Here is a 26,316-nt window from a genome sequence, read left to right on the forward strand (position 1 = left end):
CAGTGCTATTTTTTTATTCCAAGTAAAATAAATGACTTCCATTTGGTGAATAAGATCATATCAAATTGTTAATTCAATGATCTTACCTTCTAAATCATGGATAACAGCTTCATAGTAGCCATCACCTGCTATGCGAAGTCCAGTTTGAATTGGAAATTCTTGGCTGTTCATATCATGTACAAACTTATCAACTTTCTCTTTAGAGCCTGATGAAAAGGCTAAATGAGCAACTCCAAAACTATCTGGGTGACTATCTTGGTTAAAATCCTTATGCATCAATTCTAATCTGGCACCAGGAGTAAAAGTGAGAAAATAAGAAGCAAAACCTGTTTTTCTGATTGTGGTATAATTCGCTTGGAGTTGCTTCAAAATAACGACAGTAAAATACTTTCATAGCTTCAATATCTTTTATCCAAAGACCAACATGATTCATTTTAACTTGCATAGAACCTACCTCATCTTCTTTTATTTAGTACAAGTATACCCTATCTCTGATGGTTTAACTCATAAAAAGATGCTTTTTCTTCTACAATCCTATGATTTATTGTTTCCACCAGAAAGGACTTTTTGATTAATTCTTTTCATTTCTTGTTAAATGATAGTATAATAGAATTATCTTGAAAGAAAGTTGGTGACCTTATGGCAATTACCCATAAAAGAAATGATGACCTTGAGAAAATGATGGCTGGATTTGCCTCCATACCGAGTTTTGATAAGCCAATTGACATTGATGCTGAAGGCAAACTAATTGAGCCGTTAGCTAAAGATAAGTTAACTAAAAAGGACGAAAAGAATGATTAAGTTAATTAAACTTGATCTCTTTTACTGGCAGCTAGATGGAGGCATATCATGTTAAATCTCTTCTCTAGCTTACCTCCAAGTATGCTACAATGGTTCGCTATTTTTTTATCTATTATTATTGAAGCTTTACCATTTGTCTTACTAGGAACCATTCTTTCTGGCTGTATTGAAGTTTTTGTAACACCTGACATCGTTCAGAAATACTTACCCAGAGCTAAATTTCCACGGATTCTTTTTGGGACTTTCATTGGTTTTGTCTTCCCTTCCTGCGAATGTGGGATTATCCCTATTATTAATAGATTCTTGCAGAAGAAGGTGCCAAGTTACACTGCTGTTCCCTTTTTAGCGACAGCCCCAATTATTAACCCGATTGTTTTATTTGCAACTTATTCTGCTTTTGGAAATTCCTTGCGGTTTTTAGCCTTACGCTTACTAGGAGCAATTATCGTTGCTGTTGCATTGGGCATCATGTTGGCATTTGTAGTTGATGATGATATTCTAAAAGACACTGAAAATCATCTTCATATCCATAATTATACTGGTGAAAAGTGGCCTAGAAGAATTTATTTAGCCTTAGTTCATGCCATCGATGAATTTTTTGATACTGGACGTTATTTAGTTTTTGGAACACTGACTGCCTCTGCCATGCAAATATATGTGCCAACTAAAATACTGACAAGTATCGGCCATAATCCCTTAACGGCTATTTTGGTGATGATGTTATTAGCCTTCATCTTATCTTTATGTTCCGAAGCCGATGCCTTTATAGGAGCTAGTTTATTATCAACCTTTGGTCTAGCTCCAGTACTTGCCTTCTTGTTAATTGGACCAATGGTGGATATTAAGAATTTAATGATGATGTTAAAAGCCTTTAAAGGAAAGTTTGTTGTTCAATTTATTAGCGTCTCTGTCGCTGTCATTATGCTCTACTGCTTATTTGTGGGGGTGATTGGATGATTCGTTTTTTAATCTTGGTTGCTTACTTTGAGTTAACCATGTACTTGGAGCTTTCAGGGAAACTTGACCAGTACATTAATACCCACTACTCTTACCTTGCCTATATTTCAATGATTTTATCTTTTTTGTTAGCTCTCGTTCAACTCTATACTTGGATGAAGAACATTAAAACGGAAAGTCATTTAAAAGGAAGAATAGCTACCATCACAAGCCCTATTATCTTACTTGTTCCTGTTCTAGTTGGTTTACTGATTCCGACGGTCAGTCTAGATTCAACCACAGTTTCAGCTAAGGGATATACATTCCCTCTAGCAGCTGGTACCAGCAAGACTGGAGTCAGTGAAGATGGAACCACCATTCAATATTTAAAGCCTGATACTAGTCTTTATTTCACAAAATCAGCCTATCAAAGAGAAATGCGTAGGGAACTGAAGAAATATCAAGGCGATAAACCATTGACCATTACAACTGAGAATTATATGGAAATGATGGAATTGATTTACCTTTACCCTGATGAATTTGCCAATCGTGACATACAGTATACAGGATTTGTTTATAACGAGCCAGGCCATGATAAATCCCAATTCCTCTTTCGGTTTGGCATTATCCACTGTATTGCTGACTCTGGCGTCTACGGTTTATTAACCACTGGTAATCAAATTACTTATCCAAACAATACTTGGTTGACCGTTAAGGGACGCATTAAGACAGAATATAACAAGGATTTAGAACAAACCTTGCCTGTTTTACACATCCAAGATATTAAGGAAAGTAGTAAACCAGATAATCCTTATGTCTACCGGGTTTTTTAACCTATTCTTATAAGAAGCGGAAAGTCTCTCTAAACTACATTTTTAGATACTTTCCCTTCTTTTACTTTGCTCCTATAGCAACGGAGCGACGATAACTTATAAAAGGAGGAAAAATGCAAAACAACAAAGAAAAAATAGTTAGTAAAGAAACTCTAATGGCCATTATTGCAATTGCTATGATTGGCTTCTCAGGTATTTTATCTGAGACTAGTATGAACGTTACTTTCCCAAAAATGATGACTATCTATCATCAGCCTTTAAGTAATCTACAATGGATAACAACCATCTATCTTTTATCGGTTGCCATTATGACAACGGCTTCCGCAGCTCTAAAACGTCATTTCGGTGAAAGACAAATCTTTTTCTCAGCTGCAAGTTTAATGATTTTTGGTACAATTCTGGCAACGTTGACCTCTTCTTTTTGGATTATGCTCTTAGCACGTGTGATTCAGGGGATAGCAACTGGTATCATCATGCCACAAATGTTCAATATTATTCTAGAACGCGTCCCTGAAAAGAAAATTGGCACTTATATGGGCCTTGGAGGTCTGATTATCAGCCTAGCTCCTGCCTTTGGTCCGACATACGGTGGCTTTATGATTAGTCATTTTGCCTGGCAGTGGATTTTTATATGTATACTTCCCTTTCCTATCATTGCAAGTGTTATCGCCTACCGCTATTTAATTGATTCCCCAAGAGGAGAGGCCGAAAGTTTTGACTATTTGGGCTTTATTTCCTTATCTATCAGCTTGACCATGGCCTTGTTAATAATCACAAGTTTGCAAAATGGTGGCATCAATTGGATTTATGTCCTTGTCTTTTTCTTAAGCTTCGCCATCTTTCTCTACCAAAGTCTCAACCGCCAATATCCTTTTCTTGATATTCGTATTTTAAAATGCCCTTCTGTTAGTTTTGGATTGATTCCTTTTTTCACCTTTCAATTAATCAATTTAGGTATTAATTTTATCACCCCAAATTTCATTGTCTTACAAAATATTGCTGACAGTTCAACTGCTGGACTAGTCTTATTACCCGGTACCTTACTCGGGGCTATATGTGCTCCTCTTCTAGGAAAATTCTATGATGAAAAAGGTGCAAAGTTATCACTTTATACGGGGAATAGCCTCTTTTTTCTTTCTTTATTAATCATTACGATAATGCTATCTCACTTTAGGATTCTACCTTTTACTCTCCTTTATATCATTTTCACTATTGGCCGTAACATGACCTTTAACAATACTCTGGCTACCGCTATTCAAAATTTACCTGTTTCCAAAAATGCTGATGCGACAGCTATTTTCCAAATGATGCAACAATTTGCTGGTGCTCTTGGAACAGCTTTAGCTGCTATTATGGCGAACAACAGCTCATCACTAACAAATGGCGTAACCAATGTTTATCTCTTGTTTACTTTTTTTGCAATCCTTAATTACCTCCTTTATATAGGAATGTTTACTTTCTTAAATAAAGGAAAATAAAGTTTCTAAAAATCCTTAAGGTTGTACTGCACCCCAAAAGTTGGACTTTTTTTGTCTAACTTTTGGGGTGCAGTGCAGATTTTCTTAAGGATTTTTAGTTTTAGTGTGATCAATATCATCCACATTATTGGTAACTAAAAGTGAGTAACTTTTTGTGTGGTGATATCTCAAGCGTGGTAATAATAGTTTCTGCAACGCTCTTCACTTCTTGAGGCTTTAATCTTTTAAAAAATTGCCCCAAAAAAGGGAGCCTTATTAATAAAAATAAGCCATTTGCCTGAATCAGTGATAGAGGGCGCTCTTTACCAAATAGTAAATTAGGTCTCACAATCAAATAATCTAAGTCACTTTTTTTGATCAATCGCTCAGCATCTCGTTTACTTTTCAGATAAGCTGGGTAACCGGTATTAGCTGATATATAGACTATCTTAGGGATTTTTTTATTTTTACAGAGGGTAATGGCTCCTTTGGTTGTTTGAATATTTAAGCTCTTGAGTTGTTTTTGCTTAATAGCACCGACACAGTCAATTAGAAGATCAAAAGACTGATTGGACAAATCAATCGTAGTAAGGTCCAACAAATCTCCTTTGATATAGTGAATATTAGAAGACTGGAAAAGTGGTCCCTTCCCTTCCTGCCTAGCAAGATAGGTAACCTGATGCCCTTTGGCTAATGCTATATCAATCATCTGTTTACCAAGAAAACCACTCCCCCCAACAATTAATACGTTCATCCGTAAACACCTCCTTCATGTCCTAAGTATATGAATTCTAATGAACTAAGTCAAACAATAAAAAAACCAAAGACAAGTTTTAAAAGAAACTTGTCTTTGGTCTTTGTCAGTTCTTGATACTTGTTACTCATTTGTCATTCTTAAGAAATGACGCTGATATTCCCTAGCCTACTTATTCTCTATTTTGGTTTCATTTCCATTTCAAATTTTCCATTTTCAAGGTTGGGAGCTGTTAAACCATGTAAGTAACTGTATTCTTTAGCTTCTTCATAGGAAGCTCCGTTATCATAACCAGCATGGTCAAAAGGTCTGAGATTTGGATCTCGTTTCACCATATAGACATTAACTTGCCTTGAACCCTCTGATTTCACTATGTCTACTTTCCCTGAGATAGTATAACCAAAGATCCCATAATCATCAAGACTATTTCTAAGGAGTTTATTCCTAGTTTGATAGTCATAGGGATCAAGAAAATCTATACGGTGCATTTCATAAGGCATCAGTCGATATTGGCTATTCATTAGCACTTTATTACTGGATTGTTCAACATAGTTCACAGTTACTTTTTCATATTTTAGATTACCTCTTTCATCCAGATAATCTTTTCTAATGATAATGTAAGTCTCATTAATTGTATCCTGGTTCCCACTCATTAATTCATCATCTTGTGGATGAAACGGTTTGTACTCTCTAGCTTTTACAGTATAGGGAGCATTTTCCTCAATTGTACTGAAAGTGTGATCATCATGCTTTACTGAAAGTTCGTCTACTTCTAATATCGTATAATTTGAATCCAACTGTTTAAGTACTTCTTCAGCAGAACATTTTAAATCGGCAACCGTAATCACCGAATTAACCTCTCTAACCTCCGGTATGGCTAGGTTTTTACGGAGTATCTTCCCATCAGTATTGAGCGGCTTGAAAGTGAAGTTTCTTCGAACTAGCACTCGATCAATAGGATTCTTAATAGGAGCCTCAGGCCTTCTTCCAACAGTAACATGACCGGTCAGCCTATAGTGTTCGTTAGGATTTACAGAAAGATTTACTGAGCCATCTGATTCAGCTTTAATGAGTTTACCTTCACGATTGATAATTTTAGCATCTCCATTAAAGTCTAAGGCAACAAATTGATTATCCATCCGCGAATGAGCATATTTACTATTGATAGCATCTAGCAAATCTTTTTTTGTAACTTTAGATGACGTTACTTCAAAGTCCAAACCTTGAATATAAAATTCTTTCTTCGTATCTCTATCATATCCCACTACCGAAATTGAAATCGAGGAATGTTGGCGAGGTCGATTTGCCTCTTCTAAATCATCTAAATATTCTGACGCATTAGCATAAACGGGTTGCACGGGCGTGAGAAAAGTTGCACAAGCGAGTATCATTCCTAAAAATATCATATACCTTTTCATTATAATCTCCTAATATTATAAAGTTTTGCAGTCAGCTACTGCCAAAGCCCAAGTAGTCACTTGGTGAAAACAAGATATGGATGGTTGAATTTATTCTTTCCAATAGCTTAGTGGCTATAAGCCCTCCACATCATTTTTCTTTCAATGGGTAATGCGTTTTTATTCCATAAACATCTGAACTCGTGTCACGTAAGTAAACACAAGGCTCGCGATCTCCTAAATCGTCTAAGGAAAATAAAACTATAATACTTTACATAGGGAATAATCTTTGAGCAACAAGCATCGTATGACCATCTTAAGAGAGTAAGGAAAGCTGGTTCTAAAAACTAGTAGCTTTAGACCCTGTTTTTAAGCTTCTCCACAAAAAGATAGGCCGCTGGACAAACTAAGGTGTTTTTGATAGTCAGATGATTAATTTGATAAATTTTCTTGCGATTTGTATGTGGAAATTCACGACAAGCCTTCGGGCGAACGTCGTAAATACTACACAAATTATCAGCGCCTAAAAAAGGACAAGGCATTGATTTAAAAATTTTATCGTTGTCTTCATCAACTTCAAGATAGAGATCTTCGAAAACCGCCAGCTTCATCCTAAAGAATTTAGATAGACGCTGAATGTCAGCTTCTGTGAATGATGGACCTAGTCCCTTACAGCAATTAGCACAAGTTCTACAATCAATCTCCTGAAAAACTTCATCGTGTATCTCTTGAACCATTTTATCTAGCTGCTTAGGTGGCTTCTTTTTAAGTTGAGCCAGAAATTTTCGATGCTCAGCTTGCTTTTGCTGGGCCAAATCTTTGTAATGCTCGATATCAATTGCAGTCATTTTTTCCATAAGGAACATACTTACTCTAAACTTTGATTAAATCATATTTCCGAGTAAACCTTTCATGAATTCTTCTGAATCAAATTCTCCAATATCATCAATTTTTTCACCAAAACCAATGAATTTAACAGGAATGTCCAATTCTTGACGAATTGCTAAGACAACCCCTCCCTTAGCTGTACCATCAATCTTTGTTAAAATCAAACCTGTTAGAGGCATAATTTTTGAAAACTCTTTAGCTTGACTAAGAGCATTTTGACCAGTGGACGCATCTAAAGCTAATAACGTTTCATGAGGCGCATCCGGAATAACCCTTTTAATAATTCGTCCCATTTTCTCTAGCTCAGCCATGAGATTTTCCTTATTCTGCAGACGACCAGCTGTATCAATCAAGAGAATATCAACATTTTCAGCAACTGCTTTCTCAACTCCATCAAACACAACAGAGGCTGGATCAGCTTTTTCAGAACCGGTCACTACTGGCACATCAACACGGCGCCCCCATTCAACTAGTTGCGCTACAGCTCCAGCCCGGAAAGTATCCGCAGCTACTAACATAACTTTCTTGCCTTCACTTTTATAACGATAGGCTAACTTGCCGATTGAAGTAGTCTTACCAACACCATTAACACCTACAAAAAGCATAACCGTCAGACTATTCTGATAATTAATTTTTTCGTTATAGTTGCCATCTTTTTCATAAATAGCGACCAATTTTTCAATGATCACTCGTCTCAGTGCCTCCGGTTTTTTGGCGTTTTCTAATTTTGCTTCTTGGCGAAGCTGATCGGTTAGAGTTGTTGCAACCGTCACACCGACATCAGAAAGAATTAGCATCTCCTCTAGCTCTTCAAAGAATTCTTCATCAACACTTCTAAAATTAGCTAAAAAAGCATTCAAACGACTAGCAAAACCTGATCTCGTTTTTTTCAGACTACGGTCATATTTTTCTTGATTACTTTCCTCTATATGATCTTGTGTTTCTACTACTTCTGAAGGATCAGGCTTAACTTCTATAGACTTGTTATCATAATTTGAAACTTTCTCTTGCCCTAATTGCTCTTCAAATGCTGGTTTACCTTGATCATATTCTTCTACTATAGAGTAAGGACTCGTTCCCTCTTCTCCTGTTTGATGATTATCAGTCTCTTTTGTCTCATAATTATGGATTAATATCTTCTCTTCTTGCGTCTGTATATTCCCCATTTCTGAATCATTTATTTCTTTCTGACGTGGGGAAGTTTCACTTTCAAAACCAGCTTCTGAATAACTAGAAGCTTGATCCGGTGTTAATGGTACTTCATTTTCATCCTCTAGTGGTTTAACACTATTTAGCTCACCTTGGCTTTGATCTCTTGTTGGTAATTGTTTTTCTGTTTGGTCATTAGTTACACTAGAATCATCCCTAGTAGTATCATCAGCTAAACTAGCAGGTTCTGAATCATTAGTGTCGTCTTTCATTTCAGTCACATCTGGAAAATCACGTTTTTCTTTCGGCTTCTTTGAACCAAATAATTTATCAAAAAGTCCCATTAGTTTTCCTCGCTTAATATATATTTTTGGACAGCTTCGGCTACACCTGACTGATCATTAGTCAAACTCGTCACTACATCAGCAACTTGTTTTGCATCTGAGGTTCCATTTGCCATAGCCACTCCTAGACCAGCCCATTCCAGCATACTAAGGTCATTAGCCTCATCACCAACAGCCATGACTTCCTGAGCAGCAATACCAAGGTGCTGGCAAAGAAGTTGGAGCCCAAAGGCTTTGTGTACCCCTTTAGGCATGACCTCAAAAATAATGTCGCGTGATTTAAAGGATTCAAAGTCGGCAAATGTTTCCTCTTTGACCCTATTCAACTGAGCATCTAAAAAGTCTGCATCCGTTACCGTTACAATTTTGTTAAAGATAACATCCCTTGGCAAGTCCTCTAAAGAATCTAATTCAACAAATCCCAATAAAGGATTAGCCAAGTGATATTGTGACTTGCGTCCATCTTGGCTAGGAAGGCTGTAAACAATTCCCTCACTTAATATATCTGTTGGCAAGCCTAAAGCGTTCAATTCTTGATAAATAAAAGCAACTTGATTAAAAGTTAAAGAGCTTTTATCTAAAACCTGACCGGTATTTTTTTGAACTAAACCGCCGTTAAAAGTAATACTATACTCATCGTCATTGACCAAATTCAGCTCGGTTAGCAAACTACCGATAGCCGCTAAAGGACGACCCGTCGTAATCACAACTTTTATACCCAATTCTCTCGCACTAGCTAAAGCAGCTTTATTAGCATCACTAACAGTTTTTTCACTATTAAAAAGTGTTCCATCAAGATCCAATGCTAAAATCTTATAAGTCATCTTCTGACACCAACCCTTCTAAATAAGTTAAAACAGCCTGCTCATTGCAATGACCAATAACCTGGTCAGCTAAAGCAATGATTTCTGGTCGAGCATTAGCAGTTGCGACTGCCTGGCCAACATATTCTAACATTTGATAATCATTTAGATTATCTCCAAAGGCAATGACTTCCTCGGCTTTAATATCAAGTGCTTGACACAAGTGAGCAATACCAAACCCCTTATTCACTTCTGCTAAAATAACATCTATAGATTCAAAACCAGTGGTCACAGCTGAAATGTATGGGATTTTCTGATCTAACCAAGCACTGCCATCTAGAACCGTCTCGCCTGTAAATGTTGTTGTGATTTTAAAAATCGAATCGTCATCCATCTCATCAAAATCACTAATTATTTTGATATTTTCATAAAATAAATGCATTCGATTAATGTAATCTTGACTAGCACCTTCTAAAATATAAGAAGCTTTCTGGCCAGAAAAGAGCATTCCCGTTTCAACATAATACGGATTTTCTAGAATCCTTTCAGCAACCTCAACATATTGTTTTTTAGTCATAAAATCGGCAAAAATAACCTGATTCTGGTACTGGACTAGGGAGCCATTTTCCGCAATGAGAGCAATGTCATCCAAGAAATCTGCAAACAGTTGCTCAATTGCTAAAAGAGAGCGGCCACTTGAAACAGCAAAGGTAATCCCCTTAGCTTTTAGCTTGGGAAGTAGTGCTGCTAGTCGTTTCTTATCATAAGTATGCTTTTCAGTTAAAAAGGTGCCATCCATATCTGTAGCAACTAATTTTATCATCTTGTTCACTTTCTCCTTGGCACTATCTTTAATTTAAAAAGCTAAGTTTTTCTGAATCTTTCAATTTAACAGAGACTACTTTTGAAACTCCCGATTCTTGCATCGTAATCCCGTAAATACTATCTGCTGCTGCCATCGTTCCCTTGCGATGGGTAACCACAATAAACTGACTATCCTTGTCAAAACGATTCAAATAGTCACCAAAACGTTTAACGTTAGCCTCATCAAGTGCTGCTTCAACTTCATCAAGAATAACAAAAGGTATTATTTTTACACGGATGATAGCAAAAAGCAGAGCTAGGGCTGAAAGGGCCTTTTCCCCACCAGACATCAAGTTAAGAGACTGGATTTTCTTCCCAGGTGGTTGCACGGAAATATCAATCCCAGCAGTAAGCAAATCTCCATCAGTAAGAATGAGATCTGCAGTACCTCCACCAAACATTTGCTTAAAGGTTGCTTGGAAACTATTTCTAATGGCCTCAAAGGTTACTTTAAAGCGAGCTTTTACTTCTGAATCCATTTGGTGGATAGTATCAAGAAGCATATTTTTAGCCTTGTTAAGATCTTCTTTTTGACCAAGTAAGAATGTTAGACGGTCTGAAACTTCTTCGTACTGCGCAATAGCATCGCTATTAACTGGGCCCAGGGCTTTAATTTGGCGACGAAGTTTAGAAAGCTTGTCTTTTGCTTGAGCCAAATCCTCTACCTGATGACTTTTAGCTTGAGCCTCTTCAAAGCTAAGTTGGAACTCTTCTGATAAGACTTTTGCATGAGTACGCAAGCGTCCTGAGACTTGTTCTTGTTCAGCTTCCAACCGACTCTGTTGCCGAATGTATACTTCACTTTGAGACTGTTCTTGCTGAAGTTTAACTTCTAATTCTTCCAGCTGTGCTTGATAATCCTCTGTTTCAAAGCGCAGACCTACCAATTTTTGTTCAACCTGGGCCTTGCGCTCTGCAATTTCCAATAAATCTTCTTCCAAAGAGGGTAGACGGTCAATGTCTTCTTCTGAAATATGGTTTGACAATAAGTCTTTTAGTTGGGCCACTTTTTCTTCTTTTGTCTGTCGTTCTTTTTCTAATCTATCGAGGTTACTCTCTTCAAAACGCTTTTCATTAGCCAAGTCTCTTTGGCTTAACCGAGCTTGGGCAAGTTCTTCTGTTAAGGTAGCTTTTTTCTGATTAATTGAATCTTTATTATTCTTAATATTCTCAATTTCCTGACTTAAGCTATATTTCCTTTGGTTAATCTCTTCAAGTTCTTGATCTAAGTGCCTTTTCTCAGTTTGGAAATCACGTTTGCTATTTTGAGACTGCATCTTAGTCATATTTGCTAAAATCTCTTGTGAATCAGCTAGACGTTCTTGCAATTGATTTGCCTTAAAGGATAATTCTTGCTCCTCTAGACGAGCTCTTTCTCCTGAATCTTTTAGTTCTAGGAGCTGACTTTCTACTGCTTGTAGGCTTGTTTGAATATGTGCGACTGCCTTTTCTTGCTCAAGAAGGTGCTGGTTTAACTCCCTTAAACTGGCTTGAAGACTATCCATTTCTGGTTTTATAAAGGTGGTATTCGTTTGACGATTAGCGCCTCCTGCGAATGAGCCTCCTGGCCTCAACTCGGTTCCATCAAGTGTCACGATACGAACCTTGTATTGCAAAATCTTAGCCGCTTTGTTGGCATTGTCAATAGAATCAAAGATTAGAGTGGTATTCAATAAATTTTTAAAGATAACAGCTAAGTGAGCATCATAAGAGACTAATGATTCTGCACTACCAAGGAAACCTGGGCTAGATTGCACTTGTCTTTCCTGACTTTCAGACAAGTAACGAGGTTTTAGGGTAGTAAGTGGCAAAAAGGTTGCTCGTCCTTGTTTTGTCCGTTTCAAAAAAGCAATGGCTTCTTTAGCGGCAACTTCATTTTCAACAATAATATTTTGACTGCTTGCACCTAAAGCAATCTCTAAGGCTGTTTGGTATTTCCTGTCAAAACTTAAATGTTCACTGACAGCTCCTAAAATACCTGATAACTGATTACTGGCTTGTAAAACTGCACGAACCCCTGCATAAAATTGACTGTGATTCTTTTGAATGGCTTCTAAACTATTCAATCTAGCTTCTTTAGCTTTTTTCTGATCCAACAAGTCAAAAAGCTTTCCTTGTTCTTCTTGATAGCTTTTCTTTTGATCTTGTAGTTGACTCGTCTTAGCTTGGTAGTCTCTCAATAGTTCTTGAAGCTTTTGGGAACATTCAGCGTAAGTTACTAATAACGCTTGGTGTTCTTTTTCTAATGCAACAACCTGTTTTTCTTGTTCAGAAAAAGCCTTAAGCTGGTCTTCTTGTTCCTGAGTATCCTTTTCAATTTCAGAAGTCAACAAAGTTAGTTGATTGGATAAACTTGCTTCTCTTTGCATCAGAGCTAAATAATCTTCTCTTAGTTTTTCAATCAATTGGTCGGGATCGCCTGAAAAGCGTTGCAAGTTCTCTTGAAGTTCTTCCAAAGCCATTGTATTCTCATGGCTACTGATTGCCAACTGCTCTAAAAGCTCATACTTTTGCTTCTCAGCTTCTTTTAATATCCTTATCTCGGCTTCTAGCTCAGCGATTTGGTTGTTTGCTTCTGCTTTTTTTTCATTTTTCTGACTTGTTTCTAGTTTGATGAGGTCAATCTGTTTTTCAAGGTCAGCCAAAGCCCGGGTTAATTCTAATAGCTCTGCCTGCTTACTTTCAGTTTCGCGGTTCAGAGCTTGTCGTTTTTCTTTGAGTTTTTGGTTTTTTGCTTCCAGCAATTCCCGATGCTGATGATATTCTTTTAACTCTTCTTGAAGTTCTTCAAATGAGGTTTGAAGCTGGCCGAGTTGCTTTTTATCTTTTCTGACATCTTCCACTAAGATTGACAGATGCAAGTCTTGACGTTCTCCTTCAAGTTGATTATACTCTCGTGCTACTGTCGCCTGCTTTTCTAAGGGACCTACTTGAGTTTCTAATTCATAAATAATATCATCTAAACGATCCAAATTATCCTGAGTTTGAGTCAGTTTACTTTGTGTTTCTTTTTTTCGTGTTTTATATTTGAGTACTCCGGCTGCTTCTTCAAAGATTGTCCTTCTTTCTTCTGGTTTGCTGTTAAAAATTTCTTCAACACGCCCTTGAGAAATGATTGAGAAAGAATCTCGCCCTAATCCAGTATCCATAAATAAATCATGAATGTCTCGCAAACGAACTTTTTTACCATCAATGAGGTAATCACTGTCTCCATTTCGATAAATGTGTCGTTCTACACGAATTTCTTTACCAGCAGCTTTAATAAACTCGTCTGAGTTGTCTAAAACAATGGCTACTTCTGCAAAATTAAGAGCATTACGGCTCTCAGTTCCCGCAAAAATAATATCAGGCATCTTACCGCCCCGCAAGCTTTTTGCACTAGACTCACCCAAAGCCCAACGTAAACTTTCTGTGATATTTGATTTACCTGACCCATTAGGACCAACAACCGCAGTAACACCTTTTTCAAATTCGATTTTGGTTTTATCCGCAAACGATTTGAAGCCCTGCATTTCAATCTTTTTTAAAAACATTTATTCCTCACTTAAGTGTTCAAGGGCTTTTTTTGCAGCATTTTGTTCAGCAATCTTTTTTGATTTACCAATTCCTCTGCTGATAACTTCTTGATTAACCAAGATAGCAACCTCGAATTGTTTAGCATGTGCTGGGCCACTTTCTTTAACGACTTGGTAGTCAATTTGGACATCACCTTTTGCCTGCAAAACTTCTTGAAGGCCTGTTTTGTAGTCTTTGACTTTCTCAAAATTACCTTTTTCAACCTGCGAAATCATGACTTGATTAAGAAAAAGTCGGACTTCTTCAATTCCCTTATCTAATAGCAGTGCACCTAAAAAAGCTTCAAATAGGTCTCCTAGGATAGTATCACGATTGCGACCTCCTGATTTCTCCTCACCTTTTCCCAACTTAATATAGGTATCAAAAGAACAAAAGCGAGAAAAACCTGCTAAACTTTCTTCACGAACAATCATTGACCGTAACTTTGAAAGATCACCTTCAGGCTTATGTGGGTACTTTTTAAATAAATATTCTGAAATAATCAGTTGCAGAACGGCGTCTCCTAAAAATTCCAAACGTTCATTATGTGAAATGTTTAGGAGACGATGCTCATTTGCATAGGAAGTATGGGTAAAAGCTGTTTCAAGTAAGTCCTGATCATTAAATACAATATTAAAAGTCTCCTTGAGTAAGGCTTTAAGTTTTTTCATGATTTCTCCTTTTCAGTTAACTGCACATAGACATTCCTATTATAACAAAAAAAGCTGTGGGGTGCTTGTCCCACTAGCTTTTTTCCTCCTCAACTCATTGTGACTATATATCTGTTAAGGAACAAGCACTATCTGGCGATGTATCATATACTTTAAAGTCAGTTCCTACTGCTAAATCCACCATCGCTAATTGATTTTCCATTGTCATATGAGCTAATTCTTTTATATTATTTTCCTTACTCAAGTGCCCAAGGAAAATTTTCTTAGTCTTATAACCTATACTGCGAATCATTGCACCAGCACCATCTTCATTTGACAAGTGGCCCTTATCAGATAAAATCCGCTGTTTTAAACTCCATGGATAAGATCCGGATCTTAAAATCTCAATATCATGATTTGATTCAATCAAATAAGCATCTGCATTATCAATAATACCAGACATACGATCACTCACATACCCAGTATCTGTTAACATAACGAATGATTTATTATCTTTCATAAACCGGTAAAATTGAGGATCTGCCGCATCATGACTGACACCAAAACTTTCAATATCAAGGTCTCCAAACGTCATGACCTTATCACGGTCAAAAATATATTTTTGGTTAGTATCAATTTTTCCAATCATATTTCTATCATCAATAATCTGCCACGTTTTTTGGTTAGCATAAATATCAAGATGATACTTACGAGCAAGAACACCGACTCCTTTTATATGATCAGAATGTTCATGTGTAATTAATATAGCATCTAAATCTTCTGGCTTCCGATCTATTTCTGCTAAGAGACTGATAATTTTTTTACCAGTCAATCCCGCATCAACAAGTATGCGTTTTTTAGGGGTTTCTAAATAGAAACTATTACCAGTAGACCCCGATGCTAAAATACTATATTTAAATCCTTCTTGCTCTAGCATTTAATCAATATCGTCCTCCCATTCATCAACATCATCCGACATCACATCTTTGTCATAAGGAAGAACAATTGTAAAGGTCGAACCTTTACCGTAATCACTTTTAGCCCAAATAAAGCCCTTATGTTGTTTGACAATCTCTTTTGCAATAGCTAATCCTAGCCCTGTTCCACCCTGTGCCCGGCTACGTGCTTTATCAACACGATAGAAACGGTCGAAAATTAAAGGGAGATCTTTTTTGGGAATTCCTAAACCTTGGTCAGAAATGGAAATAATTAGCTGGCTATCAGTAGTTTTCATTTTAACTCGAATTTTACCACCATCAGGAGAATATTTAATCGCATTATTTAAAATATTTTCAATGACCTGGGTCATCTTATCATTATCAATTTCTAACCAAATTGACTTTATAGGATAATCACGGATTATCTCATATGTTTTACCAGCAACCGTATTTTGATTGCGAACCAAATCGAAGCGATTTAAGATCGAGGTCATAAAAGCTGTAAAATTAGTCATTTCAACAGCTAGCGCTGTCACTTGATTATCTATTCGTGATAGATTCAAAAGATCAGAAATCATCCGCATCATTCGATTAGTTTCATCAAGTGAAACTTTAATAAAACTTGGAGCAATATCCTCTTTTAAAGCTCCTTCATCAAGTGCTTCTAGATAAGATTTAACCGAAGTCAAAGGAGTTCTTAACTCATGACTAACATTGGAAACAAACAGACGACGCTCTCTTTCTTCTTTTTCTTGTTCAGTGGTGTCGTGCAATACGACAACCAAACCTGAAATAAAGCCACTTTCACGTCTATTCAATGCGAAGCGCAAGCGCAATGTGATAAATTCACCTGTCTCATCACGCCGATTTATGGTAACAATTGGTGTTTGAGACACTAATTCTCTATAAGTATAAGGGGATTCACTCCCCAAAAGATCAGTTATATTCTTTGTGAGGGCCTCCTCACGACTGATATTCATCTGTTTTTGTGCTGTTTCATTAATCATCATAATCTGACCAGTTCGGTCAGTCGCTAAAACACCATCACTCATATATGCCAAAATGCTAGCCAGACGATTCTTCTCCTGGGCTAAATTTTCATGGGTGAGGCGAAAAACATCTGATAGGTCGTTAAGTTGTTCTGATAGGTCAATGAGTTCAATGTCTGCTTTGCTATTAATATCATCAGTATAACGACCATTAATCAAATCACGAATTTTGTGACTCATTTGTCTGATAATTTTAGCATTACGATAATCGCGAACAGCTAAATAAATAAAATAGATAGCAACAAAAACCAATAAGAAGAGTATTGCTAATTCAAATAAAGATAAATTTCCAACGATGTCTCTAGTCATGCTGTTTCATATAATAACCAACGCCACGTCTTGTCAAAATATATTCAGGACGGCTTGGTGTGTCTTCAATTTTTTCTCTCAAACGTCGTACGGTAACATCAACAGTTCTCACATCACCAAAATAATCATAGCCCCAGACGGTTTCTAATAAATGTTCACGGGTCATAACTTGCCCGATATGATTAGCTAAATGATGTAATAATTCAAATTCGCGATGTGTCAGTTCAACTTCCTTGCCATATTTTTTAGCCAAGAAAGCATCTGGTAGAATCTGGAGATTACCGATAGTTAATTCTTGATTGCCTGAAGAAGCATTTTCTTCAGCAACAGCTGTTTCAATTGTCTCAGTACGTCGTAAATGAGCCTTTACACGCGCTAGGAGCTCACGATTTGAAAAAGGTTTTGTCACATAATCATCCGCACCGATTTCTAAGCCAATAACCTTATCAAATTCACTATCTTTTGCAGAAAGCATAATAATAGGGATATGACTGGTTTTTCGGATTTCTTTTGCAACTTCAAGACCATCCATCTCTGGTAACATTAAATCCAAAATAACCAAATCAGGTTTATCTTCTTCGAAGATTGTAATGGCTTCTCGACCATCAAAAGCCGTCATAATATCATAACCTTCTTTGGTCAAATTAAACTTTATAATATCTGAAATAGGTTTTTCATCGTCTACAATGAGGATTTTTTTCATTAATTTATATTCTCCTATTTATTTTTTAGTAATAAGGCTAAGACCTCAAAAAATAATTGTGTATATACTCTTCCTATACTAATGTCTCTATGATTATATCAAATTTTATCGGCAAAAGACAATGCAAGCTATTATTTAGGTGATTTTCTTCACGATACTCTAAATATTCTGAAAATATTGACAAAGGGATTTTCCTATGATAAAATAATTCCACTATTCATATGTTAGATTTTCTAACATTTATTATAAAGGAGAATCTTATGGCACTCATTGAATTTAAAAACGTTAATAAGCATTATGGGGATTTCCACGCCTTAAAAAACATTAATTTAACTATCGACAAAGGACAAGTTGTCGTTTTATTAGGCCCATCTGGTTCTGGAAAGTCTACCCTTATTCGTACCATTAATGGTTTAGAAAAGATTGAAAATGGTAGCTTGATTGTTAATGAGCACCAAATTGTTAATAGTTCCGCCAAAGATTTAGTAACCCTACGTAAAGAAGTTGGAATGGTATTTCAACACTTTAATCTTTATCCTCATAAAACTGTGTTAGAAAATGTTACTTTAGCTCCTATCAAAGTTCTAGGACAGTCTAAAGCTGAAGCTGAAAAAATAGCTGAAAAATACCTAACCTTTGTTAATATGTGGGATCGTAAAGATTCTTATCCCTCCATGTTGTCAGGTGGTCAAAAGCAAAGAATTGCTATTGCGCGCGGGCTAGCTATGCAACCTGAATTATTACTATTTGATGAACCTACTTCTGCTCTTGATCCTGAAACTATTGGTGATGTTTTAGCAGTCATGCAAAACCTTGCTGCCGATGGCACTAATATGATTGTTGTTACTCACGAAATGGGGTTTGCAAGGGAAGTTGCCGACAGGATTATCTTTATGGCGGACGGTGAAGTGTTAGAGGATACAACAGATGTTGCAGGTTTCTTTGATAATCCTAAAGAACCTCGTGCTAAACAATTTCTAAGTAAAATCATTAACCACACCAGTGAAAAAGTCCAAGCTAAGAAAAAATATCGCCCATAAGGAGGAACCTAGATGACATATATAAAAAAATGGATTCTTTTAAGCCTTTTGGCTTTTTTCTGTCTTTCTCAGTTAACCTTACCAAGTGTCAAAGCTGCTGAGAACAAGTGGGAAAATAACTCTGCTATTAAAAAAATAAAAAAATCAGGTGTTTTGAGAATAGGAGTCAAGCAAGACGTGCCAAATTTTGGTTACTATAGTCCTAACAGTGGTCAATATGAAGGTATGGAAGTTGATATCGCTAGAAAAATCGCTAAATCATTAAAGGTTAAGCCTGTCTTTACTGCTGTAACCGCTCAGACTCGTGAAGCCCTCTTAGACAATGGTCAATTGGATATTATCATCGCTACCTATACCATTACTCCTGAACGACAAGCTAACTACTCCTTCTCTAAACCTTATTACCGCGATGAGATTGGCTTTCTCGTTAATACTTCTCAAAAAATAGCATCAATCAAAGATTTAAACCACGCAACTATCGGTGTTGCACAAGGATCAACTACTAAAGCCGCAATTGAGAAATATGCTAGAAATAAAAAACTTACATTTAAATTTGTTCAGTTAGGATCTTACCCCGAATTAGCCATTTCTCTTTACGCTAAACGGATTAAAGCATTTTCTGTTGATAAATCCATTCTAACGGGCTATGTCAGCAAACAGTCACAAATTTTATCAGATGGTTTTAACCAACAATCTTACGGAATCGCTAGCTCAAAAGCTAATCAAAACTTAACCAAGTATATCAATGAATTAATTACTAAATGGTCAAATGACGGTAGTTTGAAAAAAATCTACCGTAAATACCATTTGAAACCTGCTAAAGCTGAATAAGATGAAAGGAGCTAATCATGACCTATTTACTAACAGTTGAAAGTCCATTTGCTCTTTCAAAATGGCAAGCTTTTTTCGCAAATTTCCCTCTCTTTGCAAAAGCTTTTTTATACACTCTTGGCATGTCGATTGGGGCTTTAATTCTAGCCTTAGTTCTAGGGATTATTTTTGGAGCCTTATCAACTTCCAAGAAAAAAGGCTATCGAACTTGTGCTCGAGTCTATGTTGAACTCTACCAAAACACTCCACTTCTAGTACAACTCGTTTTTGTCTATTACGGGTTAGCAATCATAAGTAATGGTCATATTATGATTTCAAGCTTCTTTACAGCAGTTCTTTGCGTTGGAGTTTACCATGGTGCTTACATTGCTGAAGTTATTCGTTCTGGTATTGAAGCTGTTCCTAAAGGGCAAATTGAAGCTTCTCTTTCACAAGGATTTACCTATGAACAAACGATGAGCTTAATTGTGCTCCCACAGGCGGTGCGGACAATTCTACCACCAATGACTAACCAAGTCGTTAACCTTATCAAAAATACGTCCATTGTGGCCATAATTTCAGGTGCAGATATCATGTTTACTGCTAAAGCATGGGCCTATGAAAGTACTAATTATGTTCCAGCTTTCGCCGGAGCAGCTATCTTATACTTCATTGTGTGCTTCCCACTTGCCAACTGGGCACGTCGAAAAGAAGAAGCAAACAAAAAAACCTATTCAGTCTAAAAAGGAGGAAAGTTCATGTCACAATTATTTACAGCCGCAAACCTTTCCTTTATTTTTCAAGGCCTAGGTCTCACTTTGTATATTTCATTTATTTCCATTGTTTTATCCACCCTTTTTGGTACCATATTAGCCATTATGCGTAACGGAAAAAACAAGTTTGTCAAATTACTAGCCAGTATTTATATCGAATTTGTCCGAAATGTCCCTAACCTCTTGTGGATATTTATCATCTTCTTAGTCTTTCAGATGAAGTCAACACCAGCTGGTATCACTGCTTTTACTGTATTTACCTCAGCGGCGCTAGCAGAAATCATTCGTGGAGGTTTGAATGGTGTAGATAACGGTCAGACAGAGGCTGGTCTAGCCCAAGGCTTAAGTCCTAGTCAAGTCTTTCTACTAATTGTTTTCCCCCAAGCTTACCGAAAAATGTTACCTGCCATCATTTCTCAGTTTGTAACAGTTATTAAGGATACCTCCTTACTTTATTCTGTTATTGCTATTCAAGAGCTTTTTGGTAAGAGTCAAATATTAATGGGAAACTATTTTCAAGCTGACCAAGTTTTTGCCCTTTACGCTTTAATCACCCTTATTTATTTTGTTATTAACTTTACCATTTCAAGTCTATCAAGACGTTTAGCAAAAAAATGGGCAAAGGCTAATTAAGGCTGTATTGACACATTCAGTAGAAGGTTATATCAAAAGAGAAACTGAAAATCAGTTTCTCTTTTCTTTTTTAGCAAACAAGAGGTTAAACCATCTCAAAAAACGTACTTTCCAACAAAAGTAGAAACATCTTTTTTTAACATGCCTATAACTAGATAATCCTTTTCTGGCAAAAGCTCCCTTATGATTAAAATAGGATAACTCAAAATCGTTAATCTGGCCTTGTGACCATTTTTTTACGATATGTTTTGGTGAACGATACTCTTTCAAAACCTCTCGTCTAAATAAGGGATCATGTCTCCTAACAGGATCAACATCTAAATCCCAATGTCGTGGACCAGCTGTTCCATAATTAAAACTAGCTCCATTAACAATCCCAGTCTCTGTTATGACTTCTGCGTCAAGTTCGTTTAAAAAACGGCCATTACTTGCTAAGATAAATTCGGTGTGAAACCCCATCAATATCTTGATATTATGAGAAGCTTGATTGTCTGGAAAGCAAATCTGATTACCCGTCATCTTCAACTTATTATGTAGGCGCGACGATTCAGACAGTGAATAGTCGGCAACATTTCGCCAAAAGGAAGGCCCCTTTTTGTGGCTTAAATAGTTTGCTAAAGCCTGACCATCTGTTTGCTGGTATTTTCGATAATGGTGACGAACATACTGCGCTTGCTGGCTCGAAATGACATAGCGAAATTGATGAATCCTTTTTTCTAATTTTCCCTCTTGGCAAAGCTTATCACCAGGGAATGATTTATCAACTAGGGTAGCCAAACTTGACCAAAAACAATCATCTGGACTCAAAGAGGGGTGGAAATGGCTTAATAAATGTCTTGTTTCATTAAGACTCCCACTTAAGTCACTTGGCATGGCAACCATGTCTAATAGTATTTTTAATAAAACCCTACCTTCTAGAGTCTCACTGCTATAAGCCCAAAAACGTCTAAAAAGAGAGGAGCCAACACGGTAGTCTATATCACCATGTAAAGCAACTTCCCTTAAAATTTCTATTGGCCATCCCAAATAGTATAATTGTTTGATTGTCACATACTTTTCGTGAAGGTCTACCTTCATTTGCCCCTCCTTTTAAAAAGCTTTTTACTATTATATCCCAAATGAATAAATTTCTCTTTCTTTTGATATTAAAAAACTAGGTCACGTGTGACCTAGTCTTACTCTTAAATTAATTACATTGTAGATAGAACAAACTGATATAAAACTGCCCCTAAAGAACCACCTAAAATAGGAGCAACAACTGGAATCCACGCATAAGACCAATCTGACTCACCCTTATTTGGAATTGGCAAGAGAGCATGTATTAAGCGTGGACCTAAGTCACGAGCTGGATTTATAGCATAACCCGTTGTGCCACCAAGTCCAAAACCAACAGCCATAACCACTAAACCAACAATCAGTGGACCAAAACCAGCGGATAGTTTATTAGGGCCTAAAGACATAACTGTCATAACAAGAACTGCTGTACCAATAGCTTCACCTAAAAAATTAGACCATGTGTGACGAATGGCAGGAGCAGTTGAGAAACAGCCTAGAATTGTTGCTGAATCTTTAGTTTCTTGCCAATGAGGATAGTAATGCAAATAAACTAGGGTTGCTCCAAGCATCGCACCTAACATCTGGGCTACAATATAAGGAAGTACATGCACCCATGGGAAGGCACCTGTTAAAGCTAGTGCAAGAGTTACTGCTGGATTTAAGTGAGCTCCACTTAAAAAGCCAACCATATAAACTGGGACAGCAACTGCTAGTCCCCAACCAAGAGTAATGGCAATCCAGCCACTTCCTTCTGCTTTAGTATTTTTTAAACAGACAGCTGCCACAACACCATCACCTAATAATACTAGAATCAGAGTTCCTAATAATTCACCAATAAATGACATTCTCCAAACCTCATTTCTTTATTTCTAATTCTGATAATTGTTGCAAAATAGCTTCCTTATCAACACCAGCTTGAATTAAGGCAGCTGCCGTATAGGCTCCCTCAACGATAGGTACTTGCATAATTGATAATTCTTTATCTGTAAAGTCGGCTACCATTTCCAAATTCATACGGGCTGACCCTAAATCGAAAAAGGCTAGTAACTGACTCTTAGGATTTTGATCAACTACCATCTGAACTTGATCAAAACTGGTACCAATCCCACCATCTTCATGTCCCCCAACGCTGGTAATAGCGACATCTTTTGCAACTTCCGCCAGTAAATCCGTGATTCCTGAAGCAATGCCTTTTGAATGTGAAACAATAACAATACCTAACTCTGACATTAGATCACCTCTGCTTCCAACATAGCTTCAAATAAAAGGCCAGATGAATAAGAACCAGGATCAATATGGCCAATGGAGCGTTCGCCCACATAAGATGCCCGACCCTTAGTCGCAGCAATATCTTTGGTTGCTTCTACTGCAGACCAAATAACCTCTTTAGTCAATTGATTTTTCTTAAGAGCTTCGATGACCGCAATCCAAACATCAACCATTGTTTTCTCACCTTTTTCAGCTTTGCCACGTTTTTGAATCATAGCTAATCCTTCTGTTAGTAAGTCAACAACAGACACATCTTCTGCCAGCTTAGCCATTCCCATAAAAGCCGACCCGTAAAGTGGCCCTGAAGCTCCTCCTACTTTACTAACCAGTTGCATGGCAACAACTTTATAAACATCAGAAGCCTTATCAAAGTCTTTACCATTAAGATTTTCCATAACAGCCGCCATACCACGCGCCATATTACCACCGTGGTCACCGTCTCCAATAGGTGTATCTAACTCACTAAGATAATCTTTTTTAGCCTTTATTTTTTCGTCAAATAGGCGCATCCATTCTAAAACTTTTTGATAATCCATAAAACCTCCTTTTACCAAGCTGGTGTAGTAACTTTAGCAGTTAAGGCTTCTAACCATTGGTCTGATTCAATTTTTATAAGAGTCAATGATAGACCAGCCATGTCCAAGCTCGTCATATAATCACCTAACTTTTTATAAACCACATTGATGCCATATTCAGCCATTAATTTAGCGACGTCATTGGCAAATACATATTGTTCCATAAGGGGTGTGCTACCCAAACCATTGATAAGAAGACCATAGTTTTGTCCTGATTCAAGTTGGAAAGCATCTGCTAACTTGGAAACCAGTTCTTTAGCTAATTCAGAAGAAACTTTCATTTTTTCCTTTTTGTAACCAGGTTCACCGTGGATACCAACACCGTATTCAAACTCATCATCTTCTAGCACAAATCCTGGTTTGCCAACTTCTGGCACTGTTGCTCCTGACAATGCTAAACCAATTGTCTTGATATTTGGTACTAATGCATCAGCTATTTGTTTGATGTCTTCCAATGATTTTCCTTGATGCGCAGCATATCCTAAAATTTTATGCACTAAAATGGTTCCTGCTACACCACGTTTACCTTGTGTGTAGAGACTATTTTCAACCGCAATATCATCATCAACTACAACACTCGCTACTGAGATTCCTTCCATCTCAGCCATTTCTTGCGCCATTTCAAAATTCATAATATCGCCAGAATAATTTTTTATTACCATAAAGACGCCAGCACCTTCATCAGCGGCTTTAATAGCCTCCAAAATTTGATCAGGTGTTGGCGATGTGAAGACGGCGCCACAAATTGCAGCTGAAAGCATCCCTTCTCCGACAAAGCCAGCATGAGAAGGTTCATGGCCAGAACCTCCACCGGAGATAATAGCAACCTTACCAGTTTTTTCGGCTTTACGAACAATAACATCATAACCTTCCACTCGTTCTACTAAATCAGAATGGATGAAGGCAAAACCATCAAGCATATCTTGCACAATAGCTTCTGGTTGATTCATAATTTTTTTCATTCGGGTTTCCTCCCATAAAATATTTTTTTGTTTACGCTTTCATTTTATCTAAAAATAAAAACTTATGTAAGGGACAAAATCAAGAATTTGTCCTTATACTTTCTTCATTTCTTTTGATAAAGTATAATGAGATTAAGACATTCTGTTTAAGGAGGCTAAAAGTGGCAACATCACTAATTACAAAAAAGAAAATTGCCAAGGCTTTTAAAAAAGAACTAGCCTATAAACCTTTTGATAAAATTTCTGTCGTTGACATCATGGATCAAGCTGGCATTCGTAGGCAGACCTTCTATAATCATTTTCTTGATAAATATGAACTCTTAGACTGGATTTTTGAAACCGAGCTACAAGAGCAGGTGACCAATAACCTCAATTACATTACTGGCTTTCAACTGTTAGATGAGTTACTCTTTTACTTTGGCAATAACAAAACATTTTATGCTCAGCTTTTTGCTATTAAAGACCAGAACGATTTTTATAGCTATTTTGGTGACTATTGCTTGGTTTTATTAGAAAAAATTATCGCTGAACAAGAACTTAAAACAAAACTTAATCTGGAAGCCGATTATCGCTCTTTTCTCAAAACTTATCATTCAAGAGCATTGGCGGACATGATTAGAGCATTTGTAACCGACAAGCAAATGCAGCCACAAACCGATTTAATTAAAAAAACGATTCTCGCTAGTATGACGGAAGGGTAGGAAACAAGATGGTTACGATTTCAAATCATAAATATATGATGATTGATCACTATATCAAAGGAATGCTTTTAGCACATCCTCACCTCGCTAAAGTACCTAAAAAACCGATTATCTATAATAAGGAGCACCAGTCAGAGCTCATTCCAATCCTGTCTGGAGGAGGCTCGGGACATGAACCAGCACATATCGGCTTTATTGGCGATGGCATGTTAACAGCAGCTGTCTATGGCGACCTTTTCACTCCTCCCAGTTCTGAGCAAATCTTAGAAGCTCTGCGATTCCTTAACAAGGGAAAGGGAGTCTTTGTTATTATTAAAAATTTCGAAGCTGACATCCGAGAATTTAGTAAGGCCATTCACCAAGCACGGCTTGAAGGAATTCCCGTTAGATACATTATTTCTCACGATGATATCTCCGTTGAACCTAAAAAAATTTTTCAGATGCGTCACCGAGGATTAGCAGGAACAATTCTATTACATAAAATTTTGGGACAAGCTGCGCGTCAAGGGGCAGGGCTAAAAGAGCTTGAGCAAATCGGGTTTCATCTTGCCACTGAGATAGCAACTATTGGCTTTGCAACCAAATCACCCACCTTCCCAAATGCTGCGCTACCACTTTTTGAATTACCTAAAGGTCATATCTCTTTTGGTATTGGAATTCACGGAGAAGAAGGCTATCGGACCGTTCCATTTACTTCCTCTGAACATTTAGCAGTCGAAATAGTCAATAAATTACAGATAAAATTCCATTGGCAAGAAGATGAGAAATTTATCTTGTTAGCCAATAATTTAGGAACAACAACAGAATTAGAACAAGGTATATTTCTAAACGACCTAGGACAATTGTTAGAACTTGAAGGATTAGATATAGCTTATCTCAAAAACGGTAAATACATGACCAGCCTTGATATGGCAGGAATTTCAGTGACCCTAGCTCGCCTAAAAGATCCCATCTGGCTAGACTACCTTAAGGCACCCACCAATGCCTTTGCTTGGTAAATTAATTGTAATATAGCACCGCATCCCAAAATTTGGGGGACAAATAAAACACTCCTGTTACTATCTAGT

Annotated in this window: 26 protein-coding genes and 1 pseudogene; 10 read left to right on the plus strand and 17 right to left on the minus strand. The window is 37.0% G+C overall.

What is annotated here, in order from left to right:
* Positions 1-60 precede the first annotated feature (60 nt).
* A pseudogene (locus FGK96_RS06685) lies at positions 61-445 on the minus strand (VOC family protein).
* 194 nt (positions 446-639) lie between these two features.
* Between FGK96_RS06685 and FGK96_RS10495 the strand changes: the two are divergent.
* The 4 genes from FGK96_RS10495 (at position 640) to FGK96_RS06700 (ending at position 4,048) form a co-directional block, all read left to right on the plus strand.
* Positions 640-801 carry an SPJ_0845 family protein gene (locus FGK96_RS10495; protein ID WP_172601610.1) on the plus strand — a complete coding sequence of 54 codons (162 nt, stop codon included), beginning with the start codon at positions 640-642 and terminating at the stop codon, positions 799-801.
* Between the two features lie 48 nt (positions 802-849).
* Positions 850-1,758: a permease gene (locus tag FGK96_RS06690; RefSeq protein WP_093959095.1), complete on the plus strand. Its 909-nt coding sequence runs from the start codon at positions 850-852 to the stop codon at positions 1,756-1,758.
* Positions 1,755-2,570, plus strand: coding sequence for a TIGR03943 family putative permease subunit (locus tag FGK96_RS06695; RefSeq protein ID WP_138082475.1), 816 nt, complete (start codon positions 1,755-1,757; stop codon positions 2,568-2,570). The genes FGK96_RS06690 and FGK96_RS06695 overlap by 4 nt, the downstream gene beginning before the upstream one ends.
* Before the next feature lie 113 nt (positions 2,571-2,683).
* Positions 2,684-4,048 (plus strand): MFS transporter, encoded by a 1,365-nt coding sequence (locus tag FGK96_RS06700; protein ID WP_138082477.1) that lies wholly within the window; start codon positions 2,684-2,686, stop codon positions 4,046-4,048.
* 124 nt (positions 4,049-4,172) lie between these two features.
* Here the strand turns inward: FGK96_RS06700 and FGK96_RS06705 are convergent, their stop codons facing one another.
* The 11 genes from FGK96_RS06705 to yycF form a co-directional block, all read right to left on the minus strand.
* Positions 4,173-4,781, minus strand: coding sequence for an SDR family oxidoreductase (locus tag FGK96_RS06705; RefSeq protein WP_138082479.1), 609 nt, complete (start codon positions 4,779-4,781; stop codon positions 4,173-4,175).
* A 179-nt stretch (positions 4,782-4,960) separates the two neighbouring features.
* Positions 4,961-6,199, minus strand: coding sequence for a kinase (locus FGK96_RS06710; protein WP_138082481.1), 1,239 nt, complete (start codon positions 6,197-6,199; stop codon positions 4,961-4,963).
* 335 nt (positions 6,200-6,534) lie between these two features.
* Positions 6,535-7,026 (minus strand): YkgJ family cysteine cluster protein, encoded by a 492-nt coding sequence (locus FGK96_RS06715; protein WP_172601636.1) that lies wholly within the window; start codon positions 7,024-7,026, stop codon positions 6,535-6,537.
* 36 nt (positions 7,027-7,062) lie between these two features.
* Positions 7,063-8,559, minus strand: a complete 1,497-nt coding sequence (gene ftsY, locus FGK96_RS06720; RefSeq protein ID WP_138082485.1) for a signal recognition particle-docking protein FtsY — start codon at positions 8,557-8,559, stop codon at positions 7,063-7,065.
* The gene (locus FGK96_RS06725; RefSeq protein WP_138082487.1) at positions 8,559-9,383 is read right to left on the minus strand and encodes a Cof-type HAD-IIB family hydrolase; all 825 of its coding nucleotides are present in this window, start codon (positions 9,381-9,383) and stop codon (positions 8,559-8,561) included. Before FGK96_RS06725 ends, ftsY begins: the two co-directional genes overlap by 1 nt.
* Positions 9,373-10,185 carry a Cof-type HAD-IIB family hydrolase gene (locus FGK96_RS06730; protein ID WP_138082489.1) on the minus strand — a complete coding sequence of 271 codons (813 nt, stop codon included), beginning with the start codon at positions 10,183-10,185 and terminating at the stop codon, positions 9,373-9,375. Before FGK96_RS06730 ends, FGK96_RS06725 begins: the two co-directional genes overlap by 11 nt.
* Positions 10,186-10,213: 28 nt before the next feature.
* Positions 10,214-13,759, minus strand: a complete 3,546-nt coding sequence (gene smc, locus FGK96_RS06735) for a chromosome segregation protein SMC (RefSeq protein WP_138082491.1) — start codon at positions 13,757-13,759, stop codon at positions 10,214-10,216.
* A complete protein-coding gene (rnc, locus tag FGK96_RS06740) occupies positions 13,760-14,452 on the minus strand; it encodes a ribonuclease III (protein ID WP_003085736.1) in 693 nt (230 codons plus the stop codon). It lies immediately after the preceding gene.
* Between the two features lie 103 nt (positions 14,453-14,555).
* Positions 14,556-15,368: an MBL fold metallo-hydrolase gene (locus tag FGK96_RS06745; protein ID WP_138082493.1), complete on the minus strand. Its 813-nt coding sequence runs from the start codon at positions 15,366-15,368 to the stop codon at positions 14,556-14,558.
* The gene (gene vicK, locus FGK96_RS06750; protein ID WP_138082495.1) at positions 15,369-16,727 is read right to left on the minus strand and encodes a cell wall metabolism sensor histidine kinase VicK; all 1,359 of its coding nucleotides are present in this window, start codon (positions 16,725-16,727) and stop codon (positions 15,369-15,371) included. It lies immediately after the preceding gene.
* A complete protein-coding gene (yycF, locus tag FGK96_RS06755; RefSeq protein WP_003084933.1) occupies positions 16,720-17,430 on the minus strand; it encodes a response regulator YycF in 711 nt (236 codons plus the stop codon). The genes vicK and yycF overlap by 8 nt, the downstream gene beginning before the upstream one ends.
* A 260-nt stretch (positions 17,431-17,690) precedes the next feature.
* Between yycF and FGK96_RS06760 the strand changes: the two genes are divergently transcribed.
* Genes FGK96_RS06760 through FGK96_RS06775 form a run of 4 tightly spaced genes read left to right on the plus strand, consistent with a single transcriptional unit; the run spans position 17,691 to position 20,686 of the window.
* The gene (locus tag FGK96_RS06760) at positions 17,691-18,470 is read left to right on the plus strand and encodes an amino acid ABC transporter ATP-binding protein (RefSeq protein WP_138082497.1); all 780 of its coding nucleotides are present in this window, start codon (positions 17,691-17,693) and stop codon (positions 18,468-18,470) included.
* A gap of 12 nt (positions 18,471-18,482) precedes the next feature.
* On the plus strand, positions 18,483-19,301 hold the full coding sequence (locus tag FGK96_RS06765; RefSeq protein ID WP_138082499.1) for a transporter substrate-binding domain-containing protein: 819 nt from the start codon (positions 18,483-18,485) through the stop codon (positions 19,299-19,301).
* Positions 19,302-19,318: 17 nt separating this feature from the next.
* Positions 19,319-20,023, plus strand: a complete 705-nt coding sequence (locus tag FGK96_RS06770) for an amino acid ABC transporter permease (protein ID WP_138082501.1) — start codon at positions 19,319-19,321, stop codon at positions 20,021-20,023.
* Positions 20,024-20,038: 15 nt separating this feature from the next.
* Positions 20,039-20,686: an amino acid ABC transporter permease gene (locus FGK96_RS06775; RefSeq protein ID WP_138082503.1), complete on the plus strand. Its 648-nt coding sequence runs from the start codon at positions 20,039-20,041 to the stop codon at positions 20,684-20,686.
* 51 nt (positions 20,687-20,737) lie between these two features.
* Here the strand turns inward: FGK96_RS06775 and FGK96_RS06780 are convergent, their stop codons facing one another.
* The 5 genes from FGK96_RS06780 to dhaK all read right to left on the minus strand — a co-directional run bounded on the left by FGK96_RS06780 (position 20,738) and on the right by dhaK (position 24,548).
* On the minus strand, positions 20,738-21,763 hold the full coding sequence (locus tag FGK96_RS06780) for a DUF3114 domain-containing protein (protein WP_138082505.1): 1,026 nt from the start codon (positions 21,761-21,763) through the stop codon (positions 20,738-20,740).
* Positions 21,764-21,876: 113 nt separating this feature from the next.
* The gene (locus FGK96_RS06785; protein ID WP_138082506.1) at positions 21,877-22,587 is read right to left on the minus strand and encodes an MIP/aquaporin family protein; all 711 of its coding nucleotides are present in this window, start codon (positions 22,585-22,587) and stop codon (positions 21,877-21,879) included.
* A 10-nt stretch (positions 22,588-22,597) separates the two neighbouring features.
* Positions 22,598-22,972, minus strand: a complete 375-nt coding sequence (gene dhaM, locus FGK96_RS06790; protein WP_138082508.1) for a dihydroxyacetone kinase phosphoryl donor subunit DhaM — start codon at positions 22,970-22,972, stop codon at positions 22,598-22,600.
* Positions 22,972-23,547 (minus strand): dihydroxyacetone kinase subunit DhaL, encoded by a 576-nt coding sequence (gene dhaL, locus FGK96_RS06795; RefSeq protein ID WP_138082510.1) that lies wholly within the window; start codon positions 23,545-23,547, stop codon positions 22,972-22,974. The genes dhaM and dhaL overlap by 1 nt, the downstream gene beginning before the upstream one ends.
* An 11-nt stretch (positions 23,548-23,558) precedes the next feature.
* Positions 23,559-24,548, minus strand: coding sequence for a dihydroxyacetone kinase subunit DhaK (dhaK, locus tag FGK96_RS06800; RefSeq protein ID WP_138082512.1), 990 nt, complete (start codon positions 24,546-24,548; stop codon positions 23,559-23,561).
* Between the two features lie 161 nt (positions 24,549-24,709).
* Here dhaK and dhaS point away from each other — a divergent pair, with 161 nt between their 5' ends.
* Entirely contained in the window at positions 24,710-25,249 is a 540-nt protein-coding gene (gene dhaS / locus FGK96_RS06805) for a dihydroxyacetone kinase transcriptional activator DhaS (RefSeq protein WP_138082514.1), read from the plus strand.
* A gap of 8 nt (positions 25,250-25,257) precedes the next feature.
* Positions 25,258-26,247, plus strand: a complete 990-nt coding sequence (gene dhaQ, locus FGK96_RS06810; protein WP_138082516.1) for a DhaKLM operon coactivator DhaQ — start codon at positions 25,258-25,260, stop codon at positions 26,245-26,247.
* The last annotated feature ends 69 nt before the right edge of the window (positions 26,248-26,316 follow it).

The sequence above is a fragment of the Streptococcus porcinus genome, from assembly GCF_901542335.1.
In the GTDB taxonomy this organism is placed as follows: Bacteria; Bacillota; Bacilli; order Lactobacillales; family Streptococcaceae; genus Streptococcus; species Streptococcus porcinus_A.

Bases quoted from the DNA above. Each gene is read 5' to 3' on its own strand.
- FGK96_RS06700 (WP_138082477.1), top strand. From the start codon at position 2,684: ATGCAAAACAACAAAGAAAAAATAGTTAGTAAAGAAACTCTAATGGCC.
- smc (WP_138082491.1), bottom strand. From the start codon at position 13,759: ATGTTTTTAAAAAAGATTGAAATGCAGGGCTTCAAATCGTTTGCGGAT.
- FGK96_RS06770 (WP_138082501.1), top strand. From the start codon at position 19,319: ATGACCTATTTACTAACAGTTGAAAGTCCATTTGCTCTTTCAAAATGG.
- FGK96_RS06775 (WP_138082503.1), top strand. From the start codon at position 20,039: ATGTCACAATTATTTACAGCCGCAAACCTTTCCTTTATTTTTCAAGGC.
- FGK96_RS06705 (WP_138082479.1), bottom strand. From the start codon at position 4,781: ATGAACGTATTAATTGTTGGGGGGAGTGGTTTTCTTGGTAAACAGATG.
- ftsY (WP_138082485.1), bottom strand. From the start codon at position 8,559: ATGGGACTTTTTGATAAATTATTTGGTTCAAAGAAGCCGAAAGAAAAA.
- FGK96_RS06690 (WP_093959095.1), top strand. From the start codon at position 850: ATGTTAAATCTCTTCTCTAGCTTACCTCCAAGTATGCTACAATGGTTC.
- yycF (WP_003084933.1), bottom strand. From the start codon at position 17,430: ATGAAAAAAATCCTCATTGTAGACGATGAAAAACCTATTTCAGATATT.
- dhaM (WP_138082508.1), bottom strand. From the start codon at position 22,972: ATGTCAGAGTTAGGTATTGTTATTGTTTCACATTCAAAAGGCATTGCT.
- dhaK (WP_138082512.1), bottom strand. From the start codon at position 24,548: ATGAAAAAAATTATGAATCAACCAGAAGCTATTGTGCAAGATATGCTT.
- FGK96_RS06765 (WP_138082499.1), top strand. From the start codon at position 18,483: ATGACATATATAAAAAAATGGATTCTTTTAAGCCTTTTGGCTTTTTTC.
- rnc (WP_003085736.1), bottom strand. From the start codon at position 14,452: ATGAAAAAACTTAAAGCCTTACTCAAGGAGACTTTTAATATTGTATTT.
- FGK96_RS06785 (WP_138082506.1), bottom strand. From the start codon at position 22,587: ATGTCATTTATTGGTGAATTATTAGGAACTCTGATTCTAGTATTATTA.
- FGK96_RS06745 (WP_138082493.1), bottom strand. From the start codon at position 15,368: ATGCTAGAGCAAGAAGGATTTAAATATAGTATTTTAGCATCGGGGTCT.
- FGK96_RS10495 (WP_172601610.1), top strand. From the start codon at position 640: ATGGCAATTACCCATAAAAGAAATGATGACCTTGAGAAAATGATGGCT.
- dhaQ (WP_138082516.1), top strand. From the start codon at position 25,258: ATGGTTACGATTTCAAATCATAAATATATGATGATTGATCACTATATC.
- dhaL (WP_138082510.1), bottom strand. From the start codon at position 23,547: ATGGATTATCAAAAAGTTTTAGAATGGATGCGCCTATTTGACGAAAAA.
- FGK96_RS06760 (WP_138082497.1), top strand. From the start codon at position 17,691: ATGGCACTCATTGAATTTAAAAACGTTAATAAGCATTATGGGGATTTC.
- FGK96_RS06715 (WP_172601636.1), bottom strand. From the start codon at position 7,026: ATGACTGCAATTGATATCGAGCATTACAAAGATTTGGCCCAGCAAAAG.
- vicK (WP_138082495.1), bottom strand. From the start codon at position 16,727: ATGACTAGAGACATCGTTGGAAATTTATCTTTATTTGAATTAGCAATA.
- FGK96_RS06730 (WP_138082489.1), bottom strand. From the start codon at position 10,185: ATGATAAAATTAGTTGCTACAGATATGGATGGCACCTTTTTAACTGAA.
- FGK96_RS06780 (WP_138082505.1), bottom strand. From the start codon at position 21,763: ATGAAGGTAGACCTTCACGAAAAGTATGTGACAATCAAACAATTATAC.
- FGK96_RS06725 (WP_138082487.1), bottom strand. From the start codon at position 9,383: ATGACTTATAAGATTTTAGCATTGGATCTTGATGGAACACTTTTTAAT.
- FGK96_RS06695 (WP_138082475.1), top strand. From the start codon at position 1,755: ATGATTCGTTTTTTAATCTTGGTTGCTTACTTTGAGTTAACCATGTAC.
- FGK96_RS06710 (WP_138082481.1), bottom strand. From the start codon at position 6,199: ATGAAAAGGTATATGATATTTTTAGGAATGATACTCGCTTGTGCAACT.